This window comes from Nocardioides ginsengisoli, from assembly GCF_039537225.1.
GTDB classification, from domain to species: Bacteria; Actinomycetota; Actinomycetes; order Propionibacteriales; family Nocardioidaceae; genus Nocardioides; species Nocardioides ginsengisoli.
In genome coordinates this window covers 110914-127590 of record NZ_BAABAC010000037.1, presented here as the reverse complement: position 1 = coordinate 127590, position 16677 = coordinate 110914, and the positions used below count along the sequence as shown (strand labels likewise).

Genomic DNA, 16677 nt, shown 5'->3' with positions numbered 1-16677 from the left:
GGTCGGGTCGTGGCCGAACTGCACGACCTGACCGCCCTCGAGCAGGGAGCCCTGATCCGCTCCGGCGAGATCAGCCCCGTCGAGCTCACCGAGCACTACCTCGAACGCGCCGCGCGTCTCCCGCAGGAGTACGTCGACGGCGCGTTCGCGTTCCGCGACCCCGACGCCGCGCGCCATCGCGCCCGGGAGATCGCGGCCGTCGGGCCGGTGGGCGACGGGGCGTCGCCGCTCGCCGGCGTCCCGACCGCCATCAAGGACCTCAACCTCACCCGCGGTGTGCCGACGGCGTTCGGCTCGGCGGTGTTCGAGGGCTATCTGCCGGAGATGTCCGACGGCGTGACGCTGGCGATCGAGGACGCCGGCATGGTCAGCCTCGGCAAGACCAGCACGCCCGAGTTCGGCTCGCCCTGCTACACCGAGCCCGAGGGCCGGCCGCCCGCCGTGACGCCGTGGGACACCACGCGGATGGCGGGCGGGTCCTCCGGCGGCGCGGCGTCCGCGGTCGCGGCGGGCCTGGTCCCCGTCGCGCAGGGCTCCGACGGCGGCGGCTCGATCCGGATCCCGGCCGCCTGCTGCGGCCTGGTCGGGCTCAAGCCGACCCGCGGCCGGATCAGCGGCTTCCCGATGTACGGCGACCCGGTCGGCCTCGCGGTCGCCGGGCCCATCGCCCGGACCGTCGCCGACGCCGCCGCCTTCCTCGACGTCCTCGCCGGCCGCCGCGCCGGCGACCCGTTCTGGGCGCCCGCGCCCGCCGACAGCTTCCTGGCGGCGGCGGGCCGCGAGCCCGGCCGGCTGCGGATCGCGTGCTTCGACGAGCCGGTCATCGCCGACGCCGAGCTCGACCCCGAGGTCCGCCGCGCCTACGACGACACCGCGGCCCTGCTGTCGTCGCTCGGCCACACGGTCGAGGGCGTCCCGGTCCCGCTGCCGCGCGAGGCGGTCGCCGTCTTCGAGACCTGCTGGGCGGTGCTGACCGGCCTGTCGACCGCACCGCTGAGCGCCGAGCAGCGGGCGATGATCCGTCCGCTCACCCGCTGGCTGGGCGAGCGGGGAGAGGCGGTGTCGGGGCCCGAGTTCGGGCTGGCGGTCGGCGCCCTGCGCCGGTACGCCGCCGAGGCGCTGGTCGCGCTGGCGCCCTACGACATCGTGCTGACGCCGACCGTCGCGACCCCGCCGCCGCTGGTCGGCGCGCTGCGTGACGACGCCGACCCGGCCGCCGACTTCGAGGCGCAGAAGCGCTACACGCCGTGGACGTCGGCCTGGAATGTCACCGGCATGCCGGCCGTCTCGCTGCCCCTGCACCAGACGGCCGCGGGGCTGCCGATCGGCGTCATGCTCGCCGCGCGCCCGGCCGAGGAGGAGCTGCTCATCTCGCTGGCCGCCCAGGTCGAGGCGGCGCGGCCGTGGAAGGACCGCCGTCCGCCGCTCTGGTAGCCGCTGGGTAGTCGTTGGGGCAGCCGCTCAGGCGAACCAGCTCGGCGCCGCCTCGACGAAGGCGTCGGGCAGCAGCGAGCCCGCGCCCTCGGGGATCACCGCGAGGAGCGGGACGCCGGTGTGGCGCGGGAGGTCGTCGCGGTTGCAGCTCGCGGCGACGCCGGGGGAGCAGGGCCAGGCGCCGATGACCACGCCGGCCGGCTCGATGCCGCGCGCCCGCAGGGCCGCGACGGTCAGCTCGGTGTGGTTGAGCGTGCCGAGGCCGGCGCGGGCCACGATGACGACCTCGGCGCCGATCAGCTCGGCGAGGTCGAGGAGGGTGCCGCCGTCGAGGTCGAGCCGGACGAGCAGTCCGCCGGCGCCCTCGACGATCACGGCGTCGTGCGACCCGGCGTCCGCCAGCGCGCGCACCCGCGCGGCGTGGTCGGCGACCGTGGGCAGCGTCGCGCCGGCCCGGCGCGCGGCCGTGTCGGGGGCGAGCGGCTCGTCGAGGGCGGCGAGCTCGAGCGTGTCGACGCCGGTGAGGGCGGCGACGGTGTCGATGTCGTGCGGGTCGGGGTCGGCGCCGCCGATCCCGGTCTGGACCGGCTTCACCACGAGCACCCGCTCGCCCTGCCCGGCGGCGCGGGCGGCGAGGGCCGCGGTGGCGATGGTCTTGCCGACGCCGGTGTCGGTGCCGGTCACCACGACCAGACGCGTCACTGGTGCTCCTTCACGAGGGCGACGAGGGTGGCCACGGCGCGCTGCCAGTCGGCCTCGGGGACGCCGGCGCTCGCCGTGATGCGGAGTCGTGAGATGCCGTCGGGCACCGACGGCGGACGGAAGCAGCCGACCCGCAGCCCCGCCTCCAGGGCCGCGGCCTGAGCGGCGACGGCCGCCCGCGGCGACGACATCGGCACCGACAGCACCGCGCCGGCGGGCGCGACCACGCCCAGCGCGTCGGCCAGGCCGTCGACGCGCTCCCGCACCAGCGCGCCCAGCTCGGGCCGGGACCGCATGATCCGCAGCGCGGCGAGCGCACCCGCCGTCGGCGCCGGCGCGAGGCCCGTGTCGAAGATGAACGGCCGCGCGCGGTTGACCAGGTGCTCGCGCAGCGCCACCGAGCCCAGGACGGCGCCGCCCTGCGCGCCGAGCGACTTCGACAGTGTCGCGGTCACCACGACGTGCGGGAGCCCGGCGAGGCCGAGCGTCGCCACGAGCCCGGGGCCGTGGACGCCGACGCCGTGGGCCTCGTCGACGACGAGGAGGGCGTCGTACCGCTCGCAGAGGGCGGCCAGCTCGACCAGCGGCGCGGCGTCGCCGAGCACGGAGTAGACCGACTCGGCCAGCACCATGGCGCGCTCGCCGGCCTCGGCGGCCGCGACCAGGCCCGCGTGGACGGCCTCGACGTCGCTGTGCGGGACGACGGTCAGCTGCGCCCGCGAGAGGCGGACCGCGTCGACCAGTGAGGCGTGGATGTGGGCGTCGGAGAGGACGCGGGTGGTGCGGTCGGCGAGCGCGGTGACCACGGAGAGGTTGGCGTGGTAGCCGGTCGAGAAGACCAGCGCCGCCGGCTGCCGGAGGTAGGCGGCGAGCTCGTCCTCGAGCTCGGCGTGGACGGCGAGCGTCCCCGTCACCAGGCGCGATGCCGCCGCGCCGGCGCCCCACGCCAACGCCGCCGCCCCGGCCGCCTCGCGGACGGCCGGGTCGACGGCGAGCCCGAGATAGTCGTTGCCGGCGAGGTCGATCGTCGGGTCGCCCACCGCGCGCGGGCGCAGCCGGCGGGTCAGGCCGGCGTCCTCGCGGGCGGTCGCCTGGTCGGCGAGCCAGCGCTCCCAGGCGGTCATCCGGCGCTCACCGCCGCGCCGATGCCGGCCACGAGACGGTCGATCGCGGCCGCGTCGGCCACGTAGGGCGGCATCGCGTAGACCAGGTCGCGGAACGGCCGCAGCCACACGCCCGCCGCCAGCGCCGCCTCGGTGGCCGGGACGACGTCGACCTCGTGGTCGAGCTGGACGACGCCGACCGCGCCGATGGTGCGGACGTCGACGACGCCCGGCGCCTCGCGCAGTGGAGCCAGACCCGCCGTCAGCCGAGCGCCGATCGTGTCGACGCGCGCCTTCCAGTCCCCGTCGAGGAGCAGGTCGATCGACGCGCTGGCCACCGCGCACGCGAGCGGGTTGCCCATGAACGTCGGCCCGTGCATGAGGACGCCGGACTCGCTCGCCGAGATGCCGCGCCCCACCTCGTCGGTGGTGACGACTGCGGCCAGCGTGAGGTAGCCGCCGGTCAGTGCCTTACCGACGCACACGATGTCGGGCGTCACGAGCTCGCTGACGAACAGGTGGCCGGTGCGGCCGAAGCCGGTCGCGATCTCGTCGAACACCAGCAGCAGTCCGTGCTCGTCGGCGATCTCGCGGAACACCCGCAGACAGGCCTCGGGGTAGGGATGCATGCCGCCGGCGCCCTGCAGCAGCGGCTCGACGATGATGCCCGCGAGCGTGGCCGCGTGGCGCGCGGCGAGCGCGCGCAGCTCGCCCGCCCAGGCGTCGATCTCGGCCGCGCTCGCGTCGTACGACGGGGGCTGCGGGCCGAAGACCTGGTCGGGCAGCAGGCCCTGCCACATCGTGTGCATCCCGCCGACCGGGTCGGTGACGCTCATGCAGTCGAAGGTGTCGCCGTGGTAGCCGCCGAGGACGGTGAGCATCCGGCTGCGCTCGGCGCGGCCGCGGCCGCGCTGGTACTGCAGGACCATCTTCATCGCGACCTCGACCGCCACCGAGCCGGAGTCGGCGAGGAAGACCCGCTCGAGCGGCGCGGGGGTGATCGCGACCAGCCGCCGTCCGAGCTCGACGGCCGGCTCGTGGGTGAGCCCGCCGAACATGACGTGGCTGAACCGGCCGGCCTGCTCGGCGAGCGCCGCGTCGAGGACCGGGTGGCGGTAGCCGTGGATCGCCGACCACCACGACGACATCCCGTCGACGACCCACCGGCCGTCGACCTCGAGCTCGCAGCCCTGTGCGCCGGTCACGACGCGGACCGGCGTGGGCGAGGTCATCGAGGTGTAGGGGTGCCACAGGTGCTCGCGGTCGAACGCGAGCAGCTCGTCGGTCAGCGTGAGGGTCATGGCCGGATCAGGCGTTCGCGGCGACCTCGGTGCCGGCGCCGCGGCGCCGGATCGCCGGGTCGTGCTCGGCGGCCTCGTCGGCGAACTCGTCCTCGGCGCCGAGGATCACGAAGCCGTTGTCGCGGATCATCTCGATGTCGGCCTTCGCCTCCTGGCCCTCGGAGGTGAGGTAGTCGCCGAGGAAGATCGAGTTGGCGACCTGCAGCGCCAGCGCCTGCAGCGAGCGCAGGTGCATCTCGCGGCCGCCGGCGATGCGCAGCTCCTTGTCGGGGCAGACGAAGCGCGCCATCGCGAGGATCTTCACGCAGCGGGTGGGGGAGAGCTCCCACGTGTTCTCGAACGGCGTGCCGTCGAAGGGCATCAGGAAGTTGACCGGGATCGAGTCGGAGTCGAGCGCCTTGAGCGCGAAGAGCGCCTCGACCAGCTGCTCGTCGGTCTCGCCGAGGCCCGCGATCAGGCCCGAGCAGGGCGAGAGGCCCGCGGACTTGGCCTTGCCGATGGTCTCGACCCGGTCGTCGTAGGTGTGGGTCTGGACGATCGTGTCGTGGTGCGACTCGGCGGTGTTGATGTTGTGGTTGTAGGCGTCGACGCCGGCTTCCTTGAGCCGCTCGGCCTGGCCGTCCTTGAGCAGCCCGAGGCAGGCGCAGACCTCGACGTCGGGGTACTCGTCCTTGAGCGCCTCGGTCATCTCGGCGACCTTCTCGATGTCGCGGTTGGACGGACCGCGGCCCGACGAGACCATGCACACCCGCGTCGCGCCGCCGCGCAGGCCGGCGCCGGCCTGCTTGAGCGTCTCGTCCTTCGAGAGCCAGGAGTACTTGAGGATCGGCGCGTCCGAGCCGAGCGCCTGCGAGCAGTAGTTGCAGTTCTCGGGGCACAGGCCCGACTTGAGGTTGACCAGGTAGTTGACCTTGACCGTGTTGCCGAAGTGCGCGCGGCGCAGCCGGCCGGCCGCGGCGACGACGCCCATCAGCTCGGCGTCGGAGGCCTGCAGGACGGCGAGCGCCTCGGCCTCGGTCGCCGTACCTCCGTCGAGGATGCGGGTGGCCAGCTGGTCGAACTGCACGCTCATGGGAGCTCCCTGGGGCAAGTGAGTGGTCTTCCTGAACAGTGTTCAGGTGCACGAGGATAGCGTGCGATCCCGGCTCTGGGAACCGGCGTCTCCTCGTCAGTCGTCGCCGAGGCCGCGTGCGTGCAGCGCGTCGCCGGTGGCGCGGGCGTGCGCGACCACGCGGATGACGAGCGGCACCAGGTAGGCGCGCGGGTTGCGCTCGAGACCGCGGGCGCGGGCGGCGTCGCGGGTCTCGGCGGCGAGCTCGAGGGTGAGCGGGATGCCGCGGATGGTGAGCGAGAAGGCGAGGGCGACCAGGTCGGGCCGGACGCCGAACCGACGCAGCGGCCCGAGCCAGCGGGTGATGGCGTCGATCATCCGCTCGACGGAGGTGGTGGTCGTGAAGACGGTGGCCAGCAGCACCAGCGCCAGGAGCGCGCCGACGACGACGAAGGCGTGGGCGGCGCCCTGCTGCCAGCTCTGGTACGCCGCGAGCAGGGCGAGGCCGAACGCCACCGCGCGCAGCGATCTCAGCGCCGCGCGGAGGCGCACCCGCGCGACCAGCGACAGCAGGACGCCGAGGACGAGCAGCGCGCCGGTCGTGGTGACGCCGCGGAAGGCGACCGCGACCACGCTCAGCACGACCAGGCCGAGCAGCTTGGCTCCGACCGGGAGCCGGTGCAGCACGGTGGTGCCGGGCTGGTAGTCGCCGAGCGGGCTGACGGCCACGGTCATCCGCTTGCGGTCGCGCGGTAGTGGGCGACGACCTCGGCCGGCGCGCCGTCGGCGACCACCGCGCCGTCGTCGACGAGCAGGGCGCGGTCGCAGCGCAGGGCCAGGTCGAGGTCGTGGGTGGCGAGGACGAGCTGCTGGCGCAGGCCGAGCAGCAGGTCGCCGATCATCCGGGCGTTGCGCAGGTCGAGCAGGGTGGTCGGCTCGTCGGCGACGAGCACGTCCGGGTCGGTGGCGAGGACGCCGGCCAGTGCGAGCAGCTGGCGCTGGCCGCCGGAGAGGGTATGGACGCTGCGGTCGGCCAGCTCCGCCAACCCGTACGACGCGAGCACCTCCCGCGCCGCCTCGGCACGCCGTTCGCGGTCGCGCTCGAGGTGGCGCAGCGAGAGCCCGACGTCCTCGATGACGGTCGGCATGACCAGCTGCGACGTCGGGTCGGTGAACACGAAGCCGACGCGGCGTCGTACCTGGCGACCCTTCTTGGCGACGTCGAGCCCGTCGACGACGACCCGCCCGGACGTCGGCTCGACGAGGCCGTTGACGAGCCGGGCGAGGGTCGACTTGCCGGAGCCGTTGGGCCCGATCAGTGCGACCCGCTGCTCGGTGAGGTCGAGCGTCGTCTCCTCGAGGATGGTCACCTCGGGGACGGGGCCGCCCGGCGTCGCCGCCCGGACGACGACCCGGTCGAGCTCGATCCGGCTCACGCGGCCGCGAGCTCGTCCTGCCGGGTGCGCGAGGCCCGCCGCGCGGCGAGGTCGGGGAACGCGCGGTGGACGGCGGAGGCGACGAGCGCCATCAGCACGTTCTTGGCGATGTCACCCGGGAAGTAGGCGGCGTCGAAGGAGAACGCCTCCTTGATGCCGAGGTCGGCGCGCCAGGCCAGGTTGAGCGGGCCGAGGGTGTGGATGAGCAGGAAGCTGCTGAGCAGGCCGCAGGTGAACACGAATGCGAACTGCGTGGCGTTCGTGCGGCCGCGGTAGACGAGGAAGCCGCACAGCGCCGCCGCCAGCGGGAAGGCGACCAGGTAGCCGGCGGTCACGCCGGTGTAGACGGCCGCGCCGGACGCGCCGCCGGAGTAGATCGGCAGGACCAGGCCGAGCACCAGGTAGAGCACGACGGCGAGGAAGCCGCGCACCGGGCCGAGCGCGGCGCCGGCGAGCAGGACGCCGAAGGTCTGCAGCGAGTAGGGCACGCCGATGCCGGTCTTGATCTCGGGGAGGATGGCGCACACCGCGATGAGGGCGGCGAAGCCCGCGATCAGGGCGGCGTCGGTGGCAGGGGAGCGGCGCGTCATGGGGATCACTCTCGGTTCGCACGATTACTGAACGGCGTTCAGGTTAAGGTGGGGTCTCGACAACGGTCAACGTGAGGAGGACGACGTGCGCTATCGGCGGTCCGACGTGGTCGAGCGGGCGATCGGCGTCCTCGACGCCCACGGGCTGGAGGCGCTCTCGATGCGCCGGCTCGCGGCCGACCTCGGCGTCCAGCCCGGCGCGCTCTACCACCACTTCACCAACAAGGACGCGCTGCTCGCCGCGATCGCCGACGAGATCCTGCGCCGCGGACGCCGTGGCACCGAGATCGTCACCTGGGAGGCCGAGCTGCGCCTGCTCTGCGTCGGCCTGCGTGACGCGATGCGCCAGCACCGCGACGGCGCCGTCCTCATCGCCCAGGTGCACCGCTTCGACGCCGACGCCCTCGAGCTGCCGCTGCGCGCCGCGCTCGAGCGGGCCGGCGCCGACGAGCAGCTGGCGCGCGTGGGCGCGCGCGGCCTGGTCCGCTTCGTGCTCTCCCACCAGGACGAGGACGCCGACGACTTCGGCCTCGGCCTCACCCTGCTCCTCGACGGGTTGCGCGCGCGCCTGTCCTGAGGGATCCGGTGACCGTTCCACGAACCGGTCTCGATGTGTCTTCTCTCGTTATCGTGGTGGTGACATCGAGGAGGCAGTGTGGACGACATGGCACCGAAGACCCAGAAGCCGGTGACCGTCGTGCTGTTCGGCGCGACCGGCGACCTGGCCCGGCGCAAGCTCCTGCCCGGGATGCTGCACCTGTTCGAGACCGGCTTGATCCCGCACCTGCAGATCATCGGCACCTCGCTCGACGATCACACCACCGAGTCGTTCGTGGAGTTCGTCCACGAGGCCGTCAAGGAGTTCTCCGGTGACGACAACGACATGGACGCCTGGCCGGAGTTCGCGAAGCTGCTGACCTGGGCGCCCGGTGCCGAGGGCCCGGCCGGGCTGCGGGCCGCGGTCGAGAAGGCCGAGGCCGAGTGGGACGGCGACCGCGTGCGTCTGCACTACCTCAGCGTCCCGCCCAAGGCGGCGCTGTCGGTGGTCAAGACGCTCGACGACGCCGGCCTCGCCGCCGGCGCGCGGATCATCATGGAGAAGCCGTTCGGCGTCGACCTGGCCTCCGCCAAGAAGCTCAACGCCGAGCTGCACAAGACCTTCGACGAGTCGCAGATCTACCGGATCGACCACTTCCTCGGGAAGGAGGCCGCGCAGAACATCCTCGCGTTCCGGTTCGCCAACGGCCTCTTCGAGCCGATCTGGCACCGCAACCACATCGACCACGTCCAGATCGACGTCCCCGAGGAGCTCGGGCTCGAGCAGCGCGCCAACTTCTACGAGTCGACCGGCGCCTACAAGGACATGGTGGTGACCCACCTGTTCCAGGTCCTCGCGTTCACCGCGATGGAGCCGCCCACCTCGCTGCACGCCGACGCGATCAACGACGAGAAGAACAAGGTCTTCCGGTCGATGCTGCCGATCGACCCGGCCAATGTCGTCCGCGGCCAGTACCAGGGCTACCGCGACATCCCGGGCGTCGCGCCCGAGTCGGAGACCGAGACCTTCATCGCGCTCAAGTGCTTCATCGACAACTGGCGATGGGCGGGCGTGCCGTTCTACCTGCGCACCGGCAAGCGGCTCGCCGAGGGCGCGCGGATCATCTCGATCGCCTTCAAGGAGCCGCCGCGGTCGATGTTCCCGACCAACTCCGGTGTCGGCGACCACGGCCCCGACCACCTCACCTTCGACCTGGCCGACAAGGCGAAGATGTCGCTGTCCTTCTACGGCAAGCGGCCCGGCCCGGGCATGAAGCTCGACAAGCTGTCGATGCAGTTCGCGATGACCGACACCACGTGGGCGGGATCGGTCCTGGAGGCCTACGAGCGGCTCATCTACGACGCTGCCCGCGGTGACCAGACGCTGTTCACCTCCGCCGAGGGCATCGAGCGGCTGTGGGAGGTCTCCGAGCCGCTGCTCGAGGCGCCGCCGATCGTGCGGCCCTACCGGCAGGGCAGCTGGGGGCCCAACCAGATCCACCAGCTGATCGCGCCGTACGCCTGGCGGCTGCCGTTCGAGCGCCAGTGGCGCGAGCCCGACGCGTTGGGCAGCTGAGCGCGTGGTGCGCTCGTGAGCCGACCCAGGGCCGCCGCACGCTGGGTCGTCGCCCTGGTGGTGTGCCTGCCGCTGTTCGCCCTCCTCGGATCGGGACAGTTCGGCAGCAGCGTCGGGACGGTGAGCGCCTTCGCCGGCGTCCGGCCGCTCCACGGACCCCAGCCGACCCACGACGTCCTCGCGCTCGGCGACTCGGTGCCCTCCGGCAGGTCATGTGACTGCGACCCGTTCCCGGTGACCTACGGCGCCGAGCTGAGCCAGCGCACCGGCGCCCGGGTGACCGTCGACAACCGCGCGGTCAGCGGGCTCGACACCGAGGGCCTGATGCAGCAGCTGCAGGGCCCCGGCATGCAGGACGCCGTACGACGCGCCGACATCGTGCTGCTCACGATCGGCGCCAACGACTTCGGCGACCACCACGACGACGTCGTCACCGGCGCCTGCACGCAGGGCAACAGCGACTGCGTCAGCGACGAGCTGAGCTCGCTGCGCTCTCATCTGGCCTCGGTGATCGACACCATCAGGGCGCTGCGCGGCGGGCAGCAGACCGAGATCCTGGTCACCGGCTACTGGAACGTCTTCGAGGACGGCGCCGTCGCGCGCGAGGAGTTCGGCGAGGCCGGGCTGCAGCAGTCGCTCGACCTGACCGTGCGCGCGAATGCGGTGATCAGCGCGGTCTCGGCCGACACCGGCGCCCGCTACGTCGACCTGTTCGCGCCTTTCGAGGAGTCCGGGCGCGACGTCACCTCGCTCGTCGCCGCCGACGGCGACCACCCCGACGCGGCCGGTCACCAGCTGATCGCGAACGCGCTACTCGACGCCTGGACGCCGAGGCCGGGCTAGGCGGGCTAGGCGTGCTAGGTGTGGAAGCCCTTCACGTTCTGCCCCAGCCAGGTCAGCGCCTGCGGGATCAGTGCGATCCAGACCGAGTCGCGGTGCCCGGCGTTCTGCAGGATCACCGCATGGACGGCGGTCGGCGCCCGGGTCGCGCGCAGGAACTCCGCGCTCGAGCGATAGCTGAAGTGGTCGGCGTGTGACGTCTCCAGCCACAGGGCCACCGGCGGCGGCTGGGCGGCGACCGTCTTGATCAGGTCGTAGCGCCGGCCCAGTGCACTGGTGGTCGTGAACGGGTCGTAGAAGGGCCCGAACTCCGGCCGGAAGTAGCCGCCGAGGATGATCGCGGCGCCGTACTGGGCCGGGTGCAGGATGGTGGCCATCGCCGCGTCGAATCCGCCGGCCGAGTAGCCGATGGTCGCCCACGCCTTGCGGTTGGCGATCACCCGGAAGTGCTGGCCCAGCCAGGTCGGTACGTCGTGGGTCAGCCAGGTCTCGACCTGCGGGTCGCCCGGCGTCCCGTTGACGCCCTCGGTGTCGACGCCGCGGGGGATCTCGACGGCCGGCATCACCAGGATCGGCGCGGTCATCTTGTGCGCGCTCACCTCGTGGTCGACCAGGCTCGGGAAATGGAAGATGTCGATCCAGTTCTGCGGCTCGCTCGGATAGCCGTGGAAGGCCTCGAGCACCGGGTAGCGCTGGGTCGGGGGAGACGAGGAGTAGCCCGCGGGCAGCTGGACGAGCACCTGCCCGGTGAGCCCGCTCTCGGCCCCGGTCACGGCGTACTCGGTGAGGCCGCCGGGTCCGATCGGCCGACCCAGCGGCACCGGGTGCGCCGACACCGCGGCCGCCCCGCCGCCGACGACCGGCGTGTTCAGCGCCTTGGCCTCCTGGCCGCCGCGGTGCAGCGACGTCTGGGCGATATTGCCGGTAAGGGCGCCGCGGAGGTCGGCCCAGCCGGCGAAGAAGAGGTACGCCGCATTGAGCTGCGTCGCCGCCGTCAGCAGGACCAGCAGGTTGACCGCGACGAGGGAACCGACCCGGCCGGCGATGTGCAGCGGCGTCCGGGCGGTCAGTCGCGGCCAGAGCACGACGACCGCGACGAAGGCCGCGACGGTGAGCACGATGATCCCGTTGAGGAAGATCGGACCGGTGAGCGACATGGTGTCCCCCTGGGCGCGGGCGTGCCCGAGGGCACAGGACGTGAGCGAATGCTGCTCACATCAAAGCGCGGCTGCCTTAAGTCAACCTGAAGACGTCTGGACCGGCTCCTCGACCTCGCCGAACCGCGACAGCAGCAGCGTCGCTCCGACAGCCAGGACGAAGCCGAGCACCGCCACCGCGCCCCACCCCGTCCGGGCGTGGTCGCCGAGCAGGCTGAGTCCGACCGCGGCGGGCAGCACGGTCTCGGTCACCACGAGCGGCGCGGTCGCCTCGACCACGCTGCCCCGCTGCAGGGCCGTCGCATAGGCCACGAGCCCGAGCGGTGCGGCCACGAGCAGCGCGTACGTCGCCGGCGACTGGACCAGCGCCACCAGGTCGGCCCGCAGGTCCCCGCCCAGGGGCGGCGACAGCACCCGGGCCGCCACCGCGACCACGCCGAACCCGAGTCCGCCGACCGCGCCGAGCTGCCACGCCCGGCTCAGCGGGACCGCGACGGCCACCAGTGCCACCGCCGTGGCGAGCAGCACCCACTGGCCGCGCGTGCTCATCGCCCGCGCGGACTCCGGTGCCGCCGACAGTCCGACCAGCGTCAGCCCGACCACGACGACGACCAGCGCCGCCACCTCGGCCCCGCGCATCCGCAGCCCCAGCAGGACGACGCCGACGACCGCCGTCACCGCCAGGAAGCCCGCGGCGACCGACTGCACGACGTACAGCGGCAGGGTGCGCAGCGCGACCAGCGACAGCACGAAGCCCAGGGTGTCGAGGCCCAGCCCGACCGGATAGCGCCATCCGCGCGCCAGTTCGAGCAGCAGCCGGGGATCGAGCCGGAGCACCGGCGGCGCGGCCCGGGCCGCGGCGGCCTGCAGGACCGAGCCGATGCCGTAGCAGAGCGCGGTGCCGACGGCGCACGCGAGACCTACGGGCATGCGACGACGATAGGGCGTGGCCGGTGGGCCGGCCGGTCCTAGGCGATGACGCCCGCCTCCCGCGCCAGCCGTACGGCGTGCACCCGGTTGGTCGCGTGCAGCTTGCGCATCGCGTTCTTCAGGTAGGACTTCACGGTGCTCTCGACCAGCCCGAGCGACGCGGCGACCTCGCGGTTGCTCTGGCCGAGCGCCACCTGGGCGAGGACGTCGATCTCGCGCGCGGCGAGCCCGGTCGGCACCTTCGGCGCGGTGATCGTCGTGGCCCGGGGAGCGCGACCGAGGTCGACGCGGTGGCGGACCTCCTCGAGGCGGGCACGGAGCGCGTCGTCGTCGATCAGGGCGGCGAGGCTGGCGAGCTCGTCGGAGATGTCGGTGAGGTCGGCCCGGCTGAGCGCGACCTCGGGCGCGGGGCGTTCGATCCGGTCGGCGGTAAGGCTGTTGAGCCGGCGGCGGACCTCGTCCTCGACGGCGAGCTCGCGCTCGATGCGGCGCACCAGCGGCAGGAAGGCGTCGTACCAGACGTCGCCGAGGCTGACCTGGGTGCGGTGGCCGAGGTAGACGACCATCCGCGGCGTGCGGTCGACCATGATCGGCAGCGCGGTGACGGTCTCGAGCTGCTCGGCGCGGACCGGGCCGTCGTACTGGTGGGTGATGCCGCGGGCGTCGTAGTAGCTGGTCACCGACGCGGGGCGGCCCATGAGCAGCGCCTTGCCGCCGAGGCCGAATCCGGAGCGGACCCGCAGGCCGTGCAGGGCGCGGGTGTTGGCGCTGTGGAGGGCGAGGATGTCGATGGCGGTGCCGCCGTCGACCACCGGCCCACCGAAGGCCATGTCGCCGCGCCCGACCGCGCGGAACTCGGGGAGCGAGCGCGCCAGGTCGAACGACATGGTCCCACGGTAGGTGAGGGCGGTCACACGGACAACGTCGCTACCTCCTTTGGGAGGTAGGTGTAGTCGTCGAGCGGGAAGCGGGTGGCCTCGCGCGACGCGCTGAGCGTCGACGTCGGACGCAGCAGGACCGCCTCGCCGTGCTGGTTGAAGTAGTAGCTGCGGGCCGTGGCGCAGCTGCCGGCGTTGAAGACCGAGTTGCCGAGCAGGCCGGTCATCCGTACGAGGAACTCCTCGTTGGCGTCCTCGGTCACCTCGACCACGGCGGCGTCCCGCTTCCGCATCGTGCGCAGCACCCGCCCCAGGTGGGCCATCTGGGTCTCGATGGTCGTGAAGTAGGACAGGCCGGAGTAGGAGTAGGGCGAGTTGAGCGAGAAGAAGTTGGGGAACTTCGGCACCGAGATCCCCTCGTAGGCGCAGAACCGGTTGTCGCGCCACCACCGGCCGAGGTCGCGGCCCTCGCGACCGACGATCCGGATCGCCGGGAAGTTCACGTCCCACAGGTTGAAGCCGGTGGCGAGCACGAGGACGTCGAGGTCGACCCGGTTGCCGTCAGCGGTGACGATGCCGCCGGGGTCGACGTGGTCGATCGACGTGGTCTCGAGGTCGACATGGGGCCGGGTGAAGGTCGGGTAGTAGGTGTTGCTGAACGTCGGCCGCTTGCAGCCGAAGTCGTAGTCGGGGGTGAGCTGGGCGCGCAGCTCCGAGTCCTTGACCTGGCGCTTGAGGTGGGCCTCGCAGACCCGCTTGCCGAGCGCGTTGGCCCACGGCAGGTCGCGGAAGTGCAGCACGCCGGCGACCATCAGCACCTCGAGGATCGACGTGCCGACCAGGCGGGTCGCCTTCTGCGTCAGCGGGACCTTGGCGAACGCGCCGCGCACGACGCCCGGCACCGGGCCGTCCAGCTTGGGGGAGACGTAGATCGGGGTGCGCTGGTAGACGGTCAGGTGGTCGGCGACCTCGGCCAGCTCGGGGATCAGCTGGACGGCGGTCGCGCCGGTGCCGATGACGCCGATCCGCTTGCCCGTCAGCTCGACGTCGTCGTCCCAGCGGGTCGTGTGCATGACGACGCCCGCGAAGTCCTCGACGCCCGGGATGTCGGGCAGCTTGGGCTGCGACAAGAAGCCGGTCGCGGTGAGCAGGAAGCGCCCGCGGACCACCTCGCCGCCCGCGATCGTGACGTCCCAGGCGGACTCCTCCTCGTTCCACTCCGCACCCTCGACGACCGTGTCGAACCGCATGTGGCGGCGCAGGTCGTACTTGTCGGCGACGTGCACGGCGTACCGCTTGAGCTCGGGGCCGGGCGCGAACAGGCGCGACCAGTGGGGGTTGGGCTCGAAGGTGTAGGAGTACGTCGAGCTCGGGATGTCGACGGCGAGGCCGGGGTAGCGGTTGACGTGCCACGTGCCGCCGAGGTCGTCCTCGCGCTCGAGGATCACCAGGTCGTCGTAGCCCTGGCGGCGCAGCTCGATCGCGGCGCCCATGCCGCCGAAGCCGGCGCCGACGATGACGGCGTCGTGACAGTGCGCGGTGCGGGGGGAGGTCATGAGCTGGTCCTCTCGGTGGCGGCGCCGAGGCGCTCGGTGTACGCCGTCCGGGCGGCGGCGTCGGGATGGAGCGCGCGGTCGTCGCGCACCAGCCGGCGCACGCGGTCGAGGACCGGCACGGGCACCAGGTGGGTGCCGGCCGCGAGCGCGCCGACGTACGACGGGACGGCGATCTCGGCCGCGCGGCTGCGGACCGAGGAGACGATCGCGTCGGCGATCCGCGCGGGCGTGACCTTCGGAATCGGCCGCATGTCGAGACCCGAGGCGAGCTCGGTGTCGACGGCGGACGGCAGCACCGCGGTAAGAGTGACGCCGTGGGGCGCCATCTCGAGACGGGTCGCGGCGGTGAGCCCGACGACGGCGTACTTGCTGGCGTTGTAGACCGCGAGCCCCGGGATCGGGAACTTGCCCGCGAGCGAGGCGACGTTGACGACGTGGCCGCGGCGGCGCTCGACCATGCCCGGCAGCACCCGGCGCAGACCGTGCAGGACGCCGTGGACGTTGACCTCCATCATCAGCCGGTCGAGCGCCGGATCCAGCTCCAGGAACGGGCCGTTGGGCATCACGCCGGCGTTGTTGACGAGGACGTCGACCGGTCCGTGCTCGGCCTCGGCGGCCGTGACGAAGGCGTCGTACGAGGAGGGGTCGGCGACGTCGAGCAGGTGCGCCGAGCCGCCGGTCTCGCGGGCGGTCGCGCGGGCGGTCGGCAGGTCGAGGTCGCCGAAGGAGACGCGGGCGCCGCGGGCGAGGAAGGCCACCACGGTGGCGCGACCGATGCCGCGGGCGCCGCCGGTGATCGCGACGTGCGCGCCGGTGAGGTCGATGGGCGTCGGGCGGGTCATCGGACGGCCTCCGGGCGGTCGAGTCGCCGGGCGACGAGGGTGGGTGCGGTGCGGGCGGCGGTCGTGCGGACCGCGTCGAGTCGGGCCGCGTCCATGAAGCTGGCGCCCATCGCGGCGAGGTCGTCGGCGGTCGGCTCGATCCGGTGGACGCGGGCGCCGGCGGCCTGCAGCGCGGCGATCTCGTCGTCGACGCGGCGGGTCATCGGCCGGCGCAGCAGCCGCTCGACGTGGGCGAGTCCGCGGGCGGGAGCGCCGCCGCTGCTGGACATCGGCGCCACGACGAGGACCTCGTCGATCCGGCCGTCGGAGACGTGGGGGAGCAGCAGGTCGGCGGAGGTGGGGGAGACGGCGCCGCCGTCGAGATAGCCGCGGCCGCCGATCCGGACGGGCGGGAACCAGCCGGGGATCGCCCAGGAGGCCGCGATCGCCCGTCCCAGTGGGGCCTTCGGCGCGTCCGCGCGTCCGAACGGGATGCGGACGCCGGTGCGCGCGTCGGCGGCGACCAGCCAGGTGTCCGGGTGCGTGACCCAGCCGGTGGCCGGGTCGGCGAGTCCGTCGCCGAGGTCGACCAGCCACTGCGGGTCGCCGGTGCCGCGCGGCAGCAGGCCGGCGAGTCCGGCGAGCGGGTCGACCCGGCCGGTCAGGGCGGCGCGGGTCAGGCCGAGGCCGGGCAGCCCCGGCCGGGGGAGCGGCGGCAGCGCGCCGGGTGCGCCCGGCGCTGCGGCGGCGAGCTCGAGGTCGTGG

At 73.3% G+C, this 16677-nt stretch carries 17 protein-coding genes; 4 read left to right on the top strand and 13 right to left on the bottom strand.

From position 1 onward, the window contains the following. The first annotated feature begins 9 nt into the window (after positions 1–9). Entirely contained in the window at positions 10–1434 is a 1425-nt protein-coding gene (locus AB4880_RS19210) for an amidase (protein WP_367920829.1), read from the top strand. A 27-nt stretch (positions 1435–1461) separates the two neighbouring features. Here AB4880_RS19210 and bioD read toward each other — a convergent pair whose 3' ends face one another. From bioD to AB4880_RS19175, 7 genes are all read right to left on the bottom strand, one after another. Next, a complete protein-coding gene (gene bioD, locus AB4880_RS19205) occupies positions 1462–2136 on the bottom strand; it encodes a dethiobiotin synthase (RefSeq protein WP_367920828.1) in 675 nt (224 codons plus the stop codon). After that, a complete protein-coding gene (locus AB4880_RS19200; protein WP_367920827.1) occupies positions 2133–3260 on the bottom strand; it encodes an 8-amino-7-oxononanoate synthase in 1128 nt (375 codons plus the stop codon). Before AB4880_RS19200 ends, bioD begins: the two co-directional genes overlap by 4 nt. Then, complete coding sequence (locus tag AB4880_RS19195; RefSeq protein WP_367920826.1) at positions 3257–4540, bottom strand: adenosylmethionine--8-amino-7-oxononanoate transaminase; 1284 nt, start codon at positions 4538–4540, stop codon at positions 3257–3259. Before AB4880_RS19195 ends, AB4880_RS19200 begins: the two co-directional genes overlap by 4 nt. 7 nt (positions 4541–4547) lie before the next feature. Beyond that, positions 4548–5612 (bottom strand): biotin synthase BioB, encoded by a 1065-nt coding sequence (bioB, locus tag AB4880_RS19190; RefSeq protein WP_367920825.1) that lies wholly within the window; start codon positions 5610–5612, stop codon positions 4548–4550. 96 nt (positions 5613–5708) lie between these two features. After that, on the bottom strand, positions 5709–6326 hold the full coding sequence (locus AB4880_RS19185; RefSeq protein ID WP_367920824.1) for an energy-coupling factor transporter transmembrane component T family protein: 618 nt from the start codon (positions 6324–6326) through the stop codon (positions 5709–5711). Beyond that, the gene (locus tag AB4880_RS19180; RefSeq protein WP_367920823.1) at positions 6323–7027 is read right to left on the bottom strand and encodes an energy-coupling factor ABC transporter ATP-binding protein; all 705 of its coding nucleotides are present in this window, start codon (positions 7025–7027) and stop codon (positions 6323–6325) included. The genes AB4880_RS19185 and AB4880_RS19180 overlap by 4 nt, the downstream gene beginning before the upstream one ends. Further along, on the bottom strand, positions 7024–7617 hold the full coding sequence (locus tag AB4880_RS19175; RefSeq protein ID WP_367920822.1) for a biotin transporter BioY: 594 nt from the start codon (positions 7615–7617) through the stop codon (positions 7024–7026). The genes AB4880_RS19180 and AB4880_RS19175 overlap by 4 nt, the downstream gene beginning before the upstream one ends. An 85-nt stretch (positions 7618–7702) precedes the next feature. Here AB4880_RS19175 and AB4880_RS19170 point away from each other — a divergent pair, with 85 nt between their 5' ends. The 3 genes from AB4880_RS19170 (at position 7703) to AB4880_RS19160 (ending at position 10573) form a co-directional block, all read left to right on the top strand. Beyond that, complete coding sequence (locus AB4880_RS19170) at positions 7703–8194, top strand: TetR family transcriptional regulator (RefSeq protein WP_367920821.1); 492 nt, start codon at positions 7703–7705, stop codon at positions 8192–8194. A gap of 87 nt (positions 8195–8281) precedes the next feature. Further along, complete coding sequence (gene zwf, locus AB4880_RS19165) at positions 8282–9730, top strand: glucose-6-phosphate dehydrogenase (RefSeq protein ID WP_367920820.1); 1449 nt, start codon at positions 8282–8284, stop codon at positions 9728–9730. Positions 9731–9745: 15 nt separating this feature from the next. Then, the gene (locus tag AB4880_RS19160; RefSeq protein WP_367920819.1) at positions 9746–10573 is read left to right on the top strand and encodes an SGNH/GDSL hydrolase family protein; all 828 of its coding nucleotides are present in this window, start codon (positions 9746–9748) and stop codon (positions 10571–10573) included. A 14-nt stretch (positions 10574–10587) separates the two neighbouring features. Here AB4880_RS19160 and AB4880_RS19155 read toward each other — a convergent pair whose 3' ends face one another. From AB4880_RS19155 to AB4880_RS19130, 6 genes are all read right to left on the bottom strand, one after another. Then, entirely contained in the window at positions 10588–11727 is a 1140-nt protein-coding gene (locus AB4880_RS19155; RefSeq protein WP_367920818.1) for an alpha/beta hydrolase, read from the bottom strand. 81 nt (positions 11728–11808) lie between these two features. Next, complete coding sequence (locus AB4880_RS19150) at positions 11809–12657, bottom strand: hypothetical protein (protein ID WP_367920817.1); 849 nt, start codon at positions 12655–12657, stop codon at positions 11809–11811. A 38-nt stretch (positions 12658–12695) separates the two neighbouring features. After that, complete coding sequence (locus AB4880_RS19145) at positions 12696–13544, bottom strand: helix-turn-helix transcriptional regulator (protein WP_367920816.1); 849 nt, start codon at positions 13542–13544, stop codon at positions 12696–12698. A gap of 23 nt (positions 13545–13567) precedes the next feature. Beyond that, on the bottom strand, positions 13568–15091 hold the full coding sequence (locus tag AB4880_RS19140) for a flavin-containing monooxygenase (RefSeq protein WP_367920815.1): 1524 nt from the start codon (positions 15089–15091) through the stop codon (positions 13568–13570). After that, complete coding sequence (locus AB4880_RS19135; RefSeq protein ID WP_367920814.1) at positions 15088–15933, bottom strand: SDR family oxidoreductase; 846 nt, start codon at positions 15931–15933, stop codon at positions 15088–15090. Before AB4880_RS19135 ends, AB4880_RS19140 begins: the two co-directional genes overlap by 4 nt. Continuing rightward, the coding region (locus AB4880_RS19130; RefSeq protein WP_367920813.1) for a patatin-like phospholipase family protein at positions 15930–16677 on the bottom strand (748 nt) is incomplete at its 5' end. The genes AB4880_RS19135 and AB4880_RS19130, both read right to left, overlap by 4 nt.